The organism is Bradyrhizobium uaiense (genome assembly GCF_010811875.1).
Taxonomy (GTDB): domain Bacteria; phylum Pseudomonadota; class Alphaproteobacteria; order Rhizobiales; family Xanthobacteraceae; genus Bradyrhizobium; species Bradyrhizobium uaiense.
This window is the reverse complement of sequence record NZ_VKHP01000224.1, coordinates 1-15,503: the sequence shown is the minus strand read 5'-3', so window position 1 is coordinate 15,503 and position 15,503 is coordinate 1. Positions and strand designations below refer to the sequence as shown.

At 63.4% G+C, this 15,503-nt stretch carries 12 protein-coding genes; 6 read left to right on the top strand and 6 right to left on the bottom strand.

What is annotated here, in order from left to right:
• The coding region (locus tag FNJ47_RS36545; RefSeq protein ID WP_236000293.1) for an isocitrate/isopropylmalate family dehydrogenase at positions 1-414 on the bottom strand (414 nt) is incomplete at its 3' end.
• Positions 415-632: 218 nt separating this feature from the next.
• Complete coding sequence (locus FNJ47_RS36540) at positions 633-2,360, bottom strand: alpha/beta hydrolase family protein (protein ID WP_165446028.1); 1,728 nt, start codon at positions 2,358-2,360, stop codon at positions 633-635.
• Positions 2,361-2,678: 318 nt separating this feature from the next.
• Between FNJ47_RS36540 and FNJ47_RS36535 the strand changes: the two genes are divergently transcribed.
• Together FNJ47_RS36535 and FNJ47_RS36530 are read left to right on the top strand one after the other, a co-directional pair.
• Positions 2,679-3,878 carry a TrmJ/YjtD family RNA methyltransferase gene (locus FNJ47_RS36535; RefSeq protein ID WP_163160733.1) on the top strand — a complete coding sequence of 400 codons (1,200 nt, stop codon included), beginning with the start codon at positions 2,679-2,681 and terminating at the stop codon, positions 3,876-3,878.
• 459 nt (positions 3,879-4,337) lie between these two features.
• Positions 4,338-6,041, top strand: coding sequence for an adenylate/guanylate cyclase domain-containing protein (locus tag FNJ47_RS36530; RefSeq protein WP_163160734.1), 1,704 nt, complete (start codon positions 4,338-4,340; stop codon positions 6,039-6,041).
• A gap of 95 nt (positions 6,042-6,136) precedes the next feature.
• Here FNJ47_RS36530 and FNJ47_RS36525 read toward each other — a convergent pair whose 3' ends face one another.
• Both FNJ47_RS36525 and FNJ47_RS36520 read right to left on the bottom strand, forming a co-directional pair.
• Positions 6,137-6,907, bottom strand: coding sequence for an SDR family NAD(P)-dependent oxidoreductase (locus FNJ47_RS36525; RefSeq protein WP_163160735.1), 771 nt, complete (start codon positions 6,905-6,907; stop codon positions 6,137-6,139).
• 33 nt (positions 6,908-6,940) lie between these two features.
• A complete protein-coding gene (locus tag FNJ47_RS36520) occupies positions 6,941-7,732 on the bottom strand; it encodes an ABC transporter substrate-binding protein (RefSeq protein WP_347341762.1) in 792 nt (263 codons plus the stop codon).
• Here FNJ47_RS36520 and FNJ47_RS36515 point away from each other — a divergent pair.
• Together FNJ47_RS36515 and FNJ47_RS36510 are read left to right on the top strand one after the other, a co-directional pair.
• Complete coding sequence (locus FNJ47_RS36515) at positions 7,700-8,563, top strand: ABC transporter substrate-binding protein (protein WP_236000294.1); 864 nt, start codon at positions 7,700-7,702, stop codon at positions 8,561-8,563. The two genes, FNJ47_RS36520 and FNJ47_RS36515, sit on opposite strands and share 33 nt — an antisense overlap.
• Positions 8,564-8,596: 33 nt before the next feature.
• Positions 8,597-9,367, top strand: coding sequence for an SDR family NAD(P)-dependent oxidoreductase (locus FNJ47_RS36510; RefSeq protein ID WP_163160735.1), 771 nt, complete (start codon positions 8,597-8,599; stop codon positions 9,365-9,367).
• A gap of 95 nt (positions 9,368-9,462) precedes the next feature.
• On the opposite strand, the gene FNJ47_RS36505 is transcribed toward FNJ47_RS36510, so the two are convergent.
• Complete coding sequence (locus FNJ47_RS36505) at positions 9,463-11,166, bottom strand: adenylate/guanylate cyclase domain-containing protein (protein WP_163160734.1); 1,704 nt, start codon at positions 11,164-11,166, stop codon at positions 9,463-9,465.
• Between the two features lie 459 nt (positions 11,167-11,625).
• Entirely contained in the window at positions 11,626-12,825 is a 1,200-nt protein-coding gene (locus FNJ47_RS36500; protein WP_163160733.1) for a TrmJ/YjtD family RNA methyltransferase, read from the bottom strand.
• Positions 12,826-13,143: 318 nt separating this feature from the next.
• On the opposite strand from FNJ47_RS36500, the gene FNJ47_RS36495 reads away from it, so the two are divergent.
• Together FNJ47_RS36495 and FNJ47_RS36490 are read left to right on the top strand one after the other, a co-directional pair.
• Positions 13,144-14,871: an alpha/beta hydrolase family protein gene (locus FNJ47_RS36495; RefSeq protein ID WP_165446028.1), complete on the top strand. Its 1,728-nt coding sequence runs from the start codon at positions 13,144-13,146 to the stop codon at positions 14,869-14,871.
• A 218-nt stretch (positions 14,872-15,089) separates the two neighbouring features.
• A partial coding sequence (locus FNJ47_RS36490; protein ID WP_236000293.1) for an isocitrate/isopropylmalate family dehydrogenase occupies positions 15,090-15,503 on the top strand: 414 nt, incomplete at its 3' end.

The window sequence follows — 15,503 nt, the reverse complement described above, 5'->3', positions numbered from 1 at the left end:
CCGCGCGCCGTTGGCGTTCCGGCCGCGGGTGACGGGCGCGTGCCAGCCGGGTACCCGGCGTCCCTCCTTCTTGCAGCTGATGGGAGCGCGGAAGATCACGCCGCCGAGGATGTTGCGGATGGTGCCGTTCGGCGACTTCCACATCTGCTTGAGGCCGAATTCCTTCACCCGGGCCTCGTCGGGGGTGATGGTGGCGCATTTGACGCCGACGCCGACCTTCTTGATGGCTTCGGCGGCGTCGATGGTCACCTGGTCGTTGGTTTCATCGCGGTATTCCATGCCCAGATCGAAATAGAGCAGCTCGACATCCAGGAACGGGTTGATCAGCTTGTCCTTGATGTGCTGCCAGATGATCCGGGTCATCTCGTCGCCATCGAGCTCGACGACGGGGTTGGATACCTTGATTTTTGCCATGACGGGGAGGCCTTCTTGGGAACGGCGCGCTTTTGACGGCGGGGGTGGAAAATACGCCTGCGCTATAGCACCGCCCGGGGACGGGCGAAAGCGCACCGGTTATGCACTTTCAGCCCATCATTTCATCGAGAACCGCCATTCTGATGGCGGCTCTCGGTCCTCTTTCTGTGACGGGTTTTCTTCCCGCGAACCGGTGCCCACTTCGGCTTGAAAACCCTCTAAAACGGGACCTGCGTCGCGGTCCCGGCCACGATGTACCAGGTCACGAACAGGCCCGCGATCAGTGCGCCGGGCAGGCTCGATCCGGTCCGCCGCCAGGTGAAGGTCGCGATCACGGCGACGATCGCGAGCAGCGGCACGAACTGGATCGCGACGATGGTCGAGAGCGGCACGAAGCCGGGGTCCGGCAGCGGGTTGAGGAGCTTTCCGGTCAGCCACAGCGTGCCGTATTGCAGCACCAGCAACACCATGAAACCGAACGTCAGCGCCAGGATGTTGGTGAGGTAGAGCGTCCCTCGCGGAGCACCCATGGTCGAGAAATTCCGGTGCAGCACGTGCAGCGCCACGACGAAAAACGCCGTGAACGGAATCAGATAGATCAGGAAGATGAGGAACTGCTTCGCGCTCATCAACTTGAGTGCGACGATCCAGAACCTGAAGTCGATCTTGAATGCGAGGTCGGCGAGCCACAGCGCTGCGTAGCCCACCGCAACCGAGGCCACCGCGATCACGATGGATTGACCGACCAGCCCGGCCCGGGTGGTGCGCTTCGGGGCGAACGGCATCAGGGCCAGCGTGATCAGGCCGTTGACGATGGCCCAGATCAGGATCTGGTTGGTGATGCCCTGCGGCAGGAATGCACTCGGGGCCACGAAGGTGCCGCCCAGCGCGAAGGCCGGATAATAGGTCAGCGCCGGGATGAAGGTGGACAGGATGAACGCCGTGGTCCAGCGCCGGCCCTTGGCCGCCTCATGCGGCGGCATGGTGCCGTCGGCCACCGCCGGCAGCCGCAGGCGGGAGAACATCTTGGCTTCCAGCAACCCGTCGAACGTCCCGATCACCAGCGCAATGAAACCGATGAGGGCGATGAGCGTGGCGATCTCCTTGCGGAACCAGATCTGGTCGTCGACCGGACGCGGCGTGCCGCCCTTCAACGTCTTGGCAAACCAGTCGAGGCTATAGCCGATCGCCTCATGCGAGATGTGCTCGGCCGGATGGGTCATCGCCGGCGTGTACAGCACCCGCGCCGTGCCGGCGGCCGGATCGCCATAGACCTTGCCCGGCTCGACCGCGCCTTGCGTGCCGAACAGCGCCCAGAGTTTCGGGCTCGTGGTGACGTCGCGGGCGAGGTCGACGCCCCACATCAACTCGGGGAATTCCTCGTATTGGGCGAACACCAGCGCGGTGTTGCGCGGCCAGCTCGTGGTGCCCTCGGCGGCGAACGGCTTGCCGGTCGAGGAGCCCTCCAGCACCATCGACTTGTAGTCGTTGGGCATGGCTGCTGCGGCGGCCAGCACGGTCCAGCCGCCCATTGAATGGCCCTCGAGCCCGATGTTGTCCTTGTCGACGAATGGCAGGCCGCAGAGATAGGCGAGGCCGTCAGGTCCGCCGAAGCCGTTGGCGAAGGAGGGCGGGTCGCTGTAGCCGTGGCCGGTCTGGTCGAGCGCCAGCACCACATAGCCGCGGCGGGCGAACTCGATGGCGAAGCCGTCCTGGGTCTCGCGCGAATTGATGTAGCCGTGGACGGCGAGGATGCCGGGCGCCGGGATCTGCGGCGTGGCATTCGGCGGGATGTAAAGCAGGGCGCTCATGGTGTTGCCCTTGGCGCCCTTGAACCTGACATCCTCGATCCGGATGCCGCCTGCGGTCTGGGTAAAGTGGGCGAGCAGGCCCCCCGCCACAATCAAGATCAGGCCCACAATCGCCAGCGTCCATCTGCCCCGCATCGTCGTCCCCCCATGTGCTTTGACCCAAGCGTCACGCCGTTCAACCGGCGTCTCAAGCGTGCCTTTACAGCTTCGCTTTGGTTGTGGTTGATAGCCTATCCGAAGGCGAAGCGCGCGCAAGCGGCAGCCCTCGCTTCGTGCGATCGGGATTCCGATTCAGGATTCGCAATCGCTGCTAACCCTGTTATCTCCTTGGAGAAATTGGCCCTGCACGAAACCGGTGCAAAGCTGGTTGCAGGCTTCCCGATGAGACTTTGAATCAGCCGCTTCGGAAGCTGATTCAAAACCTTCAGATGTTGAATCAGAAAGTGAAGTGAGATGTCCGGCACCGACAAGACCAAGGCAGGGCACGACCTTGCCGGTCCCGTCGTCATCCTGGTCGAGCCGCAGCTTGGCGAGAACATTGGCATGGCCGCACGCGCGATGGGCAACTTCGCGCTGACCCGGATGCGCATCGTCAACCCGCGCGACGGCTGGCCGAACATCGCCGCCGAGCGTGCCGCCGCCGGTGCCGACCACATCATCGGTTCGGTCGAGCTGTTCGACACCGTCGAGCAGGCGATCGCCGATCTCACGCTGGTGTTTGCAACCACCGCCCGCGCCCACGACCAGGCCAAGCCGGTGGTCGGACCGGAAGGCGCAGCGGGCGAGATCGTCCGCCATGTCGCATCCGGCGGCGGGGCCGGCATCCTGTTCGGGCGGGAGCGCTCCGGCCTGACCAACGACGAGGTTGCGCTTGCCAACCGGATCATCACGTTCCCGGTCAACCCGGGCTTCGCCTCGCTCAATCTGGCACAGGCAGTGCTTTTGATGGGCTACGAATGGTTCAAGCTTTCGACCGCGGGCGCGCTGCCGTTCGCGATGCCCGAACGGTCCGAGCCGGCCTCCCAGCACCAGATGCAGGCCTTCTTCGACAACCTCGTCGCCGAGCTCGACAAGGTCGAGTTCCTGCGGCCGGCCGAGAAGCGCGACACCATGCTGGTCAACCTCCGCAACATCTTCACCCGGATGGACCCGACCAAGCAGGACATGCACACGCTGCACGGCGTGGTGATGGCGATCGCCGAGGGCCGCAAGGGTCCCGCCAAGGGCGGCGTGCTCGACGGCGCTCAGGCCACGCGGCTGCGGGCGCTGCTCGCCGAGCAGGGAGGGGGCCGCGCGGTCGCCGACAATTCCAGCACGGTGCGAGGGCTCGCCCGGCTGCTCCGCCGCAACCCGACCGACGCCGAGCGGATCCTGTGGCAGGCGCTGACCCGGGACCGCCGCTTCGCCGGCCAGTTCAAGCGCCAGACCCCGGTCGGCCGCCACATCCCGGACTTCGTCTCCTTCGTGCACCGGGCCGCGATCGAGCTGGTCAATCCCGGCGAGAGCGAGGCCATCGCCGCCGACCGCGCCAAGCGCCGCGCCTGGCTCGAGGCCCGCGACTACCGGGTGATCGACATGCAGGTGTCTGATGTCGAGCGCGACCTCGATGCCGAACTGGCGCGGCTGGAGGGGAGTTTGCGGCAGGAGCGGTGAGCCTCTCACTCTGTCCACGTGGTGAGCGTGGAATGGACGCATAGCTCCCTCCACGCGTCGTCCCGGCGAAGGCCGGGACCCATAACCACAGAATTGGGTTGGTAAAGAAGGCTGTGGCCCCAGCGTCGCGCAACAATCACCATTGGTGGTTATGGGTCCCGGCCTGCGCCGGGACGACGGTGAGTACGTGGCGCGGCTTATGAACATACACCGGCATTCTCGCGACATGATCTGTCCGAGCTTTGCTCTTTTACATTTCTGATAAAGCGAAATATTTTTGCGCGAGGGGCTTGCGCCGTCGGGCAACTCGGTGATCGGCGCGTGAGGAAAGCCAACTTAAACCTTGAGTTGGCCTCCGTCGGCCGATCTAATGCCGTTGGACCGCGTGGTGCCGCGGTGGTTGGACCTGAAAGCGATTGACCGCTCGTCTCGCTGCGAGTTGCGGGGGCAATAGCGTCCATGACCATTCGAAAGAAATTCTTTCTGCTTGCCGGTATCCTGTTGGCGTTGTTTGGGGCCGTCGTCGGCGCGCTGGCATACACTCAAAAGCTCGATCGCGATCAGCTCGCGAACATCTACCAATATGAGCTGCCGTTATCCAATCTGATCGCTGAATTCGACGTCGATACCGACAGATATGAGCTTCGAATCCTGCGCGTGCTGCGCTCGGACTTCACCCCAGACGAACATAAGGCCGCCGCGGCGGAGATAAAGGCGCTGGCGGACGAAATGCGGAGCACCGTGACAACAAGCGACGCCTTGGTTGCGAAAGCCATTCGGGACACGAGCTACGATGCCGATGATCGCATCGAGCTGGCGCGGATCGGCGGAGTCCTCAAATATCTCGAGCGAAGCCTGGAAGAATTCATTACGGTCGGGGAGACGACGCTGGCTGCGGCCGAGGCAGGCAAGCGCGAGGAAGCTCGGCAGACTTCTCTCGGGTTCGCCCGGTTTGCCCAGGCTTTTGGTCCCGACCTCTCGCAAATCCGTCACGATCTAAGCGATCTGACGAGTCGATCGACAAACACAGTGCTTGGGCGACAGCGGCTCAACGCGTATCTGAGCTTCGCGTTGTTCGTCGCGGCTTGCGCTCTCGGCCTTGGTATCAGCGCAGTCGGGTCGACGCGCGTCGTTGCCGGCTTGCGGCAACTCGTTGCGAGTACCAGGGCCGTTGAGGTTGGGGGCGATGTCCAACCGGTCTCGATCCGTACCCGAGACGAGGTCGGCGAATTGGCACAAGCCTTCAATCGCATGCTCGAGGAGCTGCGCGAACGCGACCGGCTGAAGGATACGTTCGGGAAATTTCTCGACCCCAGGCTTGTCAGCCGGTTGATCGCCAGCGGGGCCGATCAGGCCGAGCGACGCAACCTCTCGATCTTCTTCTCGGACATCAAGCATTTTACAGGCATCAGTGAGCAGCTCACGGCCGGAACCATCGTCAATCTTCTCAATGAGTATTTCGGCACAATCGCAAATGTCATTCACGCCAACCGCGGGATCATCGACAAATATATCGGGGATGCCGTGATGGCGTTCTGGGTCGCCCCATTCTCGGCAGGAGACGATCATGCCCGCGATGCGTGCTGCGCCGCCCTTGCACAGCAGCAAGCCGTTTCGGTCCTCCGGTCGCGATTGCCTGAAATAACCGGCATGCGGCGGAATGCGCCCGAACTCGTGATCCGGATGGGTATCGCCACGGGCGATGCCGTCGTCGGGACGATCGGATCAGAGGCGGCGCGCTCTTATACGGTCATCGGCGACAGCGTCAATCTGGCGTCGCGGCTGGAGGGGCTCAACAAGGTGTACGGCACCCTGATCCTGATCAGCGAGGAAACCTATCGGCTTGCCCAAGCCGACATTGAGGCGCGAGAGCTCGACTTCATCACGGTGGCCGGCAAGACAGAGCCGGTCCGCATCTACGAGCTCATGGCGCCAGCCGGACAGCTCGAGCCCGCTCAGAGCGAATTGCGCGAAAAGTTTGCAACTGTCCTTGTCGCCTATCGCAAGCAGGATTGGGACGGCGCGCTGGCCGCGATCGAAGAGTGCCTGCAGATCGCGCCCGACGACGGACCGGCGCAAGCCTTCTTGCAGCGGATCGGTCTGTTGCGATCCGACCCGCCGGGACCCGCCTGGGACGGGATTTGGCACCATCTGAAAAAGTAGCGGGGATGTCGGCTTGCGCGTTCGGCAGAAATTCCTTCGCGCAACAGTCCTGATCCCTGACTTCGATTTCCTTCGCCTGAGGGTTCTTCAGAAGATCAGGCGGCGCTGTAACCGCCGTCGATGACCTGCGATGCGCCCGTCATGAAGGACGCCTTGTCCGAGCACATCCAAACCACGGCCTCCGCGATTTCCTCGGGCACGCCCAGGCGACGGACCGGCACCTTGGCAATGATTTCGTCGTAACGTTCGTCCATCGTCTCCTTGGTCATCGGCGTCTTGATGTATCCGGGATTGACGCAATTCACGCGGATACCGTCCTGGGCGTATTCGATCGCGGCCGACTTGGTCAGCCCGACGACACCGTGCTTGGTCGCCACATAGTGGCCCGACGTGGCGAGACCGACCAGCCCGGCGATCGAGGCGGTGTTGACGATCGCGCCGCCGCCACCCTGCTTCAGCATCTGCGCGATTTCGTATTTCAGGCACAGGAACACGCCCATCAGGTTCACCGAGAACATCTTCGCCACGGTGGGCTGCGTGAGCTCATGGATGCGCTGGCCGGGCGGGCCGACGGATCGCCCGGCCACGCCGGCATTGTTGAACGCGCAATCGACGCGCCCAAACGCCGATACCGTGCGCGCTACCATGTTGGCGACCTCGGCCTCGTCGGTGACGTCGCCTCGGATCGCGATCGATTGGCCGCCCGCGGCGTTGATGAGGGCGACCGTCTCATCGATGCCGTCCTTTGACAGGTCGGACACCGCGACGCGCGCGCCTTCGCGCGCCATGGCAATCGCCGTTGCCCGACCGATGCCGGAGCCGCCGCCCGTCACCAATGCAGCCTTGCCGTCCAGAATGCCTGCCATGAAAACTCCTCTCGCGCTTCCTCTCGATCGCGATCACGCCCTCGAGATGCCGCCGTCGATCACCGGCCCCAGGATTTCGTAGCGTTCGCCGTTGAAGCGGACCAGCTGCAACTGCTCCAGCGGGTAGTGGTCGGTCGGCGAGGTGTTGACCTTGATGCCTGACAGCAAGAGGTCGGATTCGAAATCCTTCAGGTTAGCCGGCTGATTGATGATGCTTTCGGACGAGACATCGTCGCCGGACTGCTTGAGCACCTGAACCATGACCTGGCGGACGACATAGGCGATCGCGGCGCAGATGTCGATCGTGTCGGCCGCCGGATCGTATTTGTCGAGGAAGGCGCGCCATTTCACTACCGCGGGATCGCCGTCCCAGGCGGCATCGACGGGGTCCTTCATGTAGGCGCTCGAGGTGATGCCCTTGGAGATGTCGAAGCCCGCAGCCTTCAGGGTCGAGCCCGCGGGCGACGCGTTGTTGCCGATATAGTGCGTCGGTTGCCAGTTCAGCTCGGCGATCTTCTTGATGCCTTGCGCTGCGAATTTCGGCGTCGTCATGCTCATGAACACGGTGGCGCCGGCGGATTTGCATCGCACCACCTGGCTGTCGATGGTCGGATCCGAGGTCTCATAGGACAGCTCGGCTACGATCGAGGATGTCTTGGCGCCGAGCCCGTCCTTGAAACCCTTCAACACGTCGCGGCCGAAATCGTCGTTCTGGTAGATGATGCCGATCTTGGCATCCGGCTGCGTCGCCAGCACGTGCTGCGCGAAGGTGCGCCCACCAATGCGGCGATCATGAAATACATGAACCAGAAGAAGGTCCCGCACCTCTTCATCGCTTCGGGTGCCACCAAGTTCGGCGACTACAAGAATTTCCCGTACACGATGGGCTTCATGCCCTGCTACCAGATCGAGGGGCGCACCTTCGCGCAGCACGTGCTGGCGACGCAGCCGGATGCCAAGATCGGCATCATCTACCAGAACGACGATTTCGGCCGCGACGTGTTGAAGGGTTTCAAGGACGGGCTCGGCGCCAAGACATCCTCGATCGTAGCCGAGCTGTCCTATGAGACCTCGGATCCGACCATCGACAGCCAGGTGGTGCGATGCAAATCCGCCGGCGCCACCGTGTTCATGAGCATGACGACGCCGAAATTCGCAGCGCAAGGCATCAAGAAGATCGCCGAGCTGAACTGGCAACCGACGCACTATATCGGCAACAACGCGTCGTCCGCGGGCTCGACCCTGAAGGCTGCGGGCTTCGACATCTCCAAGGGCATCATCTCGAGCGCCTACATGAAGGACCCCGTCGATGCCGCCTGGGACGGCGATCCCGCGGTAGTGAAATGGCGCGCCTTCCTCGACAAATACGATCCGGCGGCCGCCAAGAACGACATCTACGCCGCGATCGCCTATGTCGTCAGCCAGGTCATGGTTCAGGTGCTCAAGCAGTGCGGCGACGATGTCTCGTCCGAAAGCATCATCAAGCAGGCGGCGAACCTGAAGGATTTCGAATCCGACCTCTTGCTGTCAGGCATCAAGGTCAACACCTCGCCGACCGACCACTACCCGCTGGAGCAGTTGCAGCTGGTCCGCTTCAACGGCGAACGCTACGAAATCCTGGGGCCGGTGATCGACGGCGGCATCTCGAGGGCGTGATCGCGATCGAGAGGAAGCGCGAGAGGAGTTTTCATGGCAGGCATTCTGGACGGCAAGGCTGCATTGGTGACGGGCGGCGGCTCCGGCATCGGTCGGGCAACGGCGATTGCCATGGCGCGCGAAGGCGCGCGCGTCGCGGTGTCCGACCTGTCAAAGGACGGCATCGATGAGACGGTCGCCCTCATCAACGCCGCGGGCGGCCAATCGATCGCGATCCGAGGCGACGTCACCGACGAGGCCGAGGTCGCCAACATGGTAGCGCGCACGGTATCGGCGTTTGGGCGCGTCGATTGCGCGTTCAACAATGCCGGCGTGGCCGGGCGATCCGTCGGCCCGCCCGGCCAGCGCATCCATGAGCTCACGCAGCCCACCGTGGCGAAGATGTTCTCGGTGAACCTGATGGGCGTGTTCCTGTGCCTGAAATACGAAATCGCGCAGATGCTGAAGCAGGGTGGCGGCGGCGCGATCGTCAACACCGCCTCGATCGCCGGGCTGGTCGGTCTCGCCACGTCGGGCCACTATGTGGCGACCAAGCACGGTGTCGTCGGGCTGACCAAGTCGGCCGCGATCGAATACGCCCAGGACGGTATCCGCGTGAATTGCGTCAATCCCGGATACATCAAGACGCCGATGACCAAGGAGACGATGGACGAACGTTACGACGAAATCATTGCCAAGGTGCCGGTCCGTCGCCTGGGCGTGCCCGAGGAAATCGCGGAGGCCGTGGTTTGGATGTGCTCGGACAAGGCGTCCTTCATGACGGGCGCATCGCAGGTCATCGACGGCGGTTACAGCGCCGCCTGATCTTCTGAAGAACCCTCAGGCGAAGGAAATCGAAGTCAGGGATCAGGACTGTTGCGCGAAGGAATTTCTGCCGAACGCGCAAGCCGACATCCCCGCTACTTTTTCAGATGGTGCCAAATCCCGTCCCAGGCGGGTCCCGGCGGGTCGGATCGCAACAGACCGATCCGCTGCAAGAAGGCTTGCGCCGGTCCGTCGTCGGGCGCGATCTGCAGGCACTCTTCGATCGCGGCCAGCGCGCCGTCCCAATCCTGCTTGCGATAGGCGACAAGGACAGTTGCAAACTTTTCGCGCAATTCGCTCTGAGCGGGCTCGAGCTGTCCGGCTGGCGCCATGAGCTCGTAGATGCGGACCGGCTCTGTCTTGCCGGCCACCGTGATGAAGTCGAGCTCTCGCGCCTCAATGTCGGCTTGGGCAAGCCGATAGGTTTCCTCGCTGATCAGGATCAGGGTGCCGTACACCTTGTTGAGCCCCTCCAGCCGCGACGCCAGATTGACGCTGTCGCCGATGACCGTATAAGAGCGCGCCGCCTCTGATCCGATCGTCCCGACGACGGCATCGCCCGTGGCGATACCCATCCGGATCACGAGTTCGGGCGCATTCCGCCGCATGCCGGTTATTTCAGGCAATCGCGACCGGAGGACCGAAACGGCTTGCTGCTGTGCAAGGGCGGCGCAGCACGCATCGCGGGCATGATCGTCTCCTGCCGAGAATGGGGCGACCCAGAACGCCATCACGGCATCCCCGATATATTTGTCGATGATCCCGCGGTTGGCGTGAATGACATTTGCGATTGTGCCGAAATACTCATTGAGAAGATTGACGATGGTTCCGGCCGTGAGCTGCTCACTGATGCCTGTAAAATGCTTGATGTCCGAGAAGAAGATCGAGAGGTTGCGTCGCTCGGCCTGATCGGCCCCGCTGGCGATCAACCGGCTGACAAGCCTGGGGTCGAGAAATTTCCCGAACGTATCCTTCAGCCGGTCGCGTTCGCGCAGCTCCTCGAGCATGCGATTGAAGGCTTGTGCCAATTCGCCGACCTCGTCTCGGGTACGGATCGAGACCGGTTGGACATCGCCCCCAACCTCAACGGCCCTGGTACTCGCAACGAGTTGCCGCAAGCCGGCAACGACGCGCGTCGACCCGACTGCGCTGATACCAAGGCCGAGAGCGCAAGCCGCGACGAACAACGCGAAGCTCAGATACGCGTTGAGCCGCTGTCGCCCAAGCACTGTGTTTGTCGATCGACTCGTCAGATCGCTTAGATCGTGACGGATTTGCGAGAGGTCGGGACCAAAAGCCTGGGCAAACCGGGCGAACCCGAGAGAAGTCTGCCGAGCTTCCTCGCGCTTGCCTGCCTCGGCCGCAGCCAGCGTCGTCTCCCCGACCGTAATGAATTCTTCCAGGCTTCGCTCGAGATATTTGAGGACTCCGCCGATCCGCGCCAGCTCGATGCGATCATCGGCATCGTAGCTCGTGTCCCGAATGGCTTTCGCAACCAAGGCGTCGCTTGTTGTCACGGTGCTCCGCATTTCGTCCGCCAGCGCCTTTATCTCCGCCGCGGCGGCCTTATGTTCGTCTGGGGTGAAGTCCGAGCGCAGCACGCGCAGGATTCGAAGCTCATATCTGTCGGTATCGACGTCGAATTCAGCGATCAGATTGGATAACGGCAGCTCATATTGGTAGATGTTCGCGAGCTGATCGCGATCGAGCTTTTGAGTGTATGCCAGCGCGCCGACGACGGCCCCAAACAACGCCAACAGGATACCGGCAAGCAGAAAGAATTTCTTTCGAATGGTCATGGACGCTATTGCCCCCGCAACTCGCAGCGAGACGAGCGGTCAATCGCTTTCAGGTCCAACCACCGCGGCACCACGCGGTCCAACGGCATTAGATCGGCCGACGGAGGCCAACTCAAGGTTTAAGTTGGCTTTCCTCACGCGCCGATCACCGAGTTGCCCGACGGCGCAAGCCCCTCGCGCAAAAATATTTCGCTTTATCAGAAATGTAAAAGAGCAAAGCTCGGACAGATCATGTCGCGAGAATGCCGGTGTATGTTCATAAGCCGCGCCACGTACTCACCGTCGTCCCGGCGCAGGCCGGGACCCATAACCACCAATGGTGATTGTTGCGCGACGCTGGGGCCACAGCCTTCTTTACCAACCCAATTCTGTGGTTATGGGTCCCGGCCTTCGCCGGGACGACGCGTGGAGGGAGCTATGCGTCCATTCCACGCTCACCACGTGGACAGAGTGAGAGGCTCACCGCTCCTGCCGCAAACTCCCCTCCAGCCGCGCCAGTTCGGCATCGAGGTCGCGCTCGACATCAGACACCTGCATGTCGATCACCCGGTAGTCGCGGGCCTCGAGCCAGGCGCGGCGCTTGGCGCGGTCGGCGGCGATGGCCTCGCTCTCGCCGGGATTGACCAGCTCGATCGCGGCCCGGTGCACGAAGGAGACGAAGTCCGGGATGTGGCGGCCGACCGGGGTCTGGCGCTTGAACTGGCCGGCGAAGCGGCGGTCCCGGGTCAGCGCCTGCCACAGGATCCGCTCGGCGTCGGTCGGGTTGCGGCGGAGCAGCCGGGCGAGCCCTCGCACCGTGCTGGAATTGTCGGCGACCGCGCGGCCCCCTCCCTGCTCGGCGAGCAGCGCCCGCAGCCGCGTGGCCTGAGCGCCGTCGAGCACGCCGCCCTTGGCGGGACCCTTGCGGCCCTCGGCGATCGCCATCACCACGCCGTGCAGCGTGTGCATGTCCTGCTTGGTCGGGTCCATCCGGGTGAAGATGTTGCGGAGGTTGACCAGCATGGTGTCGCGCTTCTCGGCCGGCCGCAGGAACTCGACCTTGTCGAGCTCGGCGACGAGGTTGTCGAAGAAGGCCTGCATCTGGTGCTGGGAGGCCGGCTCGGACCGTTCGGGCATCGCGAACGGCAGCGCGCCCGCGGTCGAAAGCTTGAACCATTCGTAGCCCATCAAAAGCACTGCCTGTGCCAGATTGAGCGAGGCGAAGCCCGGGTTGACCGGGAACGTGATGATCCGGTTGGCAAGCGCAACCTCGTCGTTGGTCAGGCCGGAGCGCTCCCGCCCGAACAGGATGCCGGCCCCGCCGCCGGATGCGACATGGCGGACGATCTCGCCCGCTGCGCCTTCCGGTCCGACCACCGGCTTGGCCTGGTCGTGGGCGCGGGCGGTGGTTGCAAACACCAGCGTGAGATCGGCGATCGCCTGCTCGACGGTGTCGAACAGCTCGACCGAACCGATGATGTGGTCGGCACCGGCGGCGGCACGCTCGGCGGCGATGTTCGGCCAGCCGTCGCGCGGGTTGACGATGCGCATCCGGGTCAGCGCGAAGTTGCCCATCGCGCGTGCGGCCATGCCAATGTTCTCGCCAAGCTGCGGCTCGACCAGGATGACGACGGGACCGGCAAGGTCGTGCCCTGCCTTGGTCTTGTCGGTGCCGGACATCTCACTTCACTTTCTGATTCAACATCTGAAGGTTTTGAATCAGCTTCCGAAGCGGCTGATTCAAAGTCTCATCGGGAAGCCTGCAACCAGCTTTGCACCGGTTTCGTGCAGGGCCAATTTCTCCAAGGAGATAACAGGGTTAGCAGCGATTGCGAATCCTGAATCGGAATCCCGATCGCACGAAGCGAGGGCTGCCGCTTGCGCGCGCTTCGCCTTCGGATAGGCTATCAACCACAACCAAAGCGAAGCTGTAAAGGCACGCTTGAGACGCCGGTTGAACGGCGTGACGCTTGGGTCAAAGCACATGGGGGGACGACGATGCGGGGCAGATGGACGCTGGCGATTGTGGGCCTGATCTTGATTGTGGCGGGGGGCCTGCTCGCCCACTTTACCCAGACCGCAGGCGGCATCCGGATCGAGGATGTCAGGTTCAAGGGCGCCAAGGGCAACACCATGAGCGCCCTGCTTTACATCCCGCCGAATGCCACGCCGCAGATCCCGGCGCCCGGCATCCTCGCCGTCCACGGCTACATCAATTCGCGCGAGACCCAGGACGGCTTCGCCATCGAGTTCGCCCGCCGCGGCTATGTGGTGCTGGCGCTCGACCAGACCGGCCACGGCTACAGCGACCCGCCCTCCTTCGCCAACGGCTTCGGCGGACCTGACGGCCTCGCCTATCTCTGCGGCCTGCCATTCGTCGACAAGGACAACATCGGGCTCGAGGGCCATTCAATGGGCGGCTGGACCGTGCTGGCCGCCGCAGCAGCCATGCCCAACGACTACAAGTCGATGGTGCTGGAGGGCTCCTCGACCGGCAAGCCGTTCGCCGCCGAGGGCACCACGAGCTGGCCGCGCAACACCGCGCTGGTGTTCGCCCAATACGAGGAATTCCCCGAGTTGATGTGGGGCGTCGACCTCGCCCGCGACGTCACCACGAGCCCGAAACTCTGGGCGCTGTTCGGCACGCAAGGCGCGGTCGAGCCGGGCAAGGTCTATGGCGATCCGGCCGCCGGCACGGCGCGGGTGCTGTACACGCCGGCGATGACCCATCCGGCCGAGCACATCTCGCATGAGGCGATCGGCTATAGCCTCGACTGGTTTGCCAAGACGTTGAAGGGCGGCACGCCGCGTCCGGTCGACGACCAGATCTGGTTCCGCAAGGAGATCGCCACGCTCATCGCCCTCATCGGTTTCATTGCGCTGGTGATCGGGACGTTCGACGGGTTGCTGGAAGCCAAGATGTTCTCCCGCCTGCGGCTGCCGGCGGTGGCCGACGGCACCATGCCGCCGCATGAGGCGGCCAAGGGCCGGCGCTGGACCACGGCGTTCATCCTGTCCACCTTCATCCCGGCGCTGACCTATTATCCGGCCTTCGCGCTGGGCGGCACCTTCGTGGCCCCGAGTGCATTCCTGCCGCAGGGCATCACCAACCAGATCCTGATCTGGGCCATCGTCAACGGCCTGATCACGCTGGCCCTGATGCCGTTCGCCCCGAAGCGCACCACCCGGGCCGGGCTGGTCGGTCAATCCATCGTGATCGCGGTGGCCTCGGTTGCGGTGGGCTACGCAGCGCTGTGGCTCGCCGACCTCGCATTCAAGATCGACTTCAGGTTCTGGATCGTCGCACTCAAGTTGATGAGCGCGAAGCAGTTCCTCATCTTCCTGATCTATCTGATTCCGTTCACGGCGTTTTTCGTCGTGGCGCTGCACGTGCTGCACCGGAATTTCTCGACCATGGGTGCTCCGCGAGGGACGCTCTACCTCACCAACATCCTGGCGCTGACGTTCGGTTTCATGGTGTTGCTGGTGCTGCAATACGGCACGCTGTGGCTGACCGGAAAGCTCCTCAACCCGCTGCCGGACCCCGGCTTCGTGCCGCTCTCGACCATCGTCGCGATCCAGTTCGTGCCGCTGCTCGCGATCGTCGCCGTGATCGCGACCTTCACCTGGCGGCGGACCGGATCGAGCCTGCCCGGCGCACTGATCGCGGGCCTGTTCGTGACCTGGTACATCGTGGCCGGGACCGCGACGCAGGTCCCGTTTTAGAGGGTTTTCAAGCCGAAGTGGGCACCGGTTCGCGGGAAGAAAACCCGTCACAGAAAGAGGACCGAGAGCCGCCATCAGAATGGCGGTTCTCGATGAAATGATGGGCTGAAAGTGCATAACCGGTGCGCTTTCGCCCGTCCCCGGGCGGTGCTATAGCGCAGGCGTATTTTCCACCCCCGCCGTCAAAAGCGCGCCGTTCCCAAGAAGGCCTCCCCGTCATGGCAAAAATCAAGGTATCCAACCCCGTCGTCGAGCTCGATGGCGACGAGATGACCCGGATCATCTGGCAGCACATCAAGGACAAGCTGATCAACCCGTTCCTGGATGTCGAGCTGCTCTATTTCGATCTGGGCATGGAATACCGCGATGAAACCAACGACCAGGTGACCATCGACGCCGCCGAAGCCATCAAGAAGGTCGGCGTCGGCGTCAAATGCGCCACCATCACCCCCGACGAGGCCCGGGTGAAGGAATTCGGCCTCAAGCAGATGTGGAAGTCGCCGAACGGCACCATCCGCAACATCCTCGGCGGCGTGATCTTCCGCGCTCCCATCAGCTGCAAGAAGGAGGGACGCCGGGTACCCGGCTGGCACGCGCCCGTCACCCGCGGCCGGAACGCCAACGGCGCGCGG

Bases quoted from the DNA above. Each gene is read 5' to 3' on its own strand.
- FNJ47_RS36530 (WP_163160734.1), top strand. From the start codon at position 4,338: ATGACCATTCGAAAGAAATTCTTTCTGCTTGCCGGTATCCTGTTGGCG.
- FNJ47_RS36525 (WP_163160735.1), bottom strand. From the start codon at position 6,907: ATGGCAGGCATTCTGGACGGCAAGGCTGCATTGGTGACGGGCGGCGGC.
- FNJ47_RS36495 (WP_165446028.1), top strand. From the start codon at position 13,144: ATGCGGGGCAGATGGACGCTGGCGATTGTGGGCCTGATCTTGATTGTG.
- FNJ47_RS36505 (WP_163160734.1), bottom strand. From the start codon at position 11,166: ATGACCATTCGAAAGAAATTCTTTCTGCTTGCCGGTATCCTGTTGGCG.
- FNJ47_RS36500 (WP_163160733.1), bottom strand. From the start codon at position 12,825: ATGTCCGGCACCGACAAGACCAAGGCAGGGCACGACCTTGCCGGTCCC.
- FNJ47_RS36540 (WP_165446028.1), bottom strand. From the start codon at position 2,360: ATGCGGGGCAGATGGACGCTGGCGATTGTGGGCCTGATCTTGATTGTG.
- FNJ47_RS36535 (WP_163160733.1), top strand. From the start codon at position 2,679: ATGTCCGGCACCGACAAGACCAAGGCAGGGCACGACCTTGCCGGTCCC.
- FNJ47_RS36515 (WP_236000294.1), top strand. From the start codon at position 7,700: ATGAAATACATGAACCAGAAGAAGGTCCCGCACCTCTTCATCGCTTCG.
- FNJ47_RS36510 (WP_163160735.1), top strand. From the start codon at position 8,597: ATGGCAGGCATTCTGGACGGCAAGGCTGCATTGGTGACGGGCGGCGGC.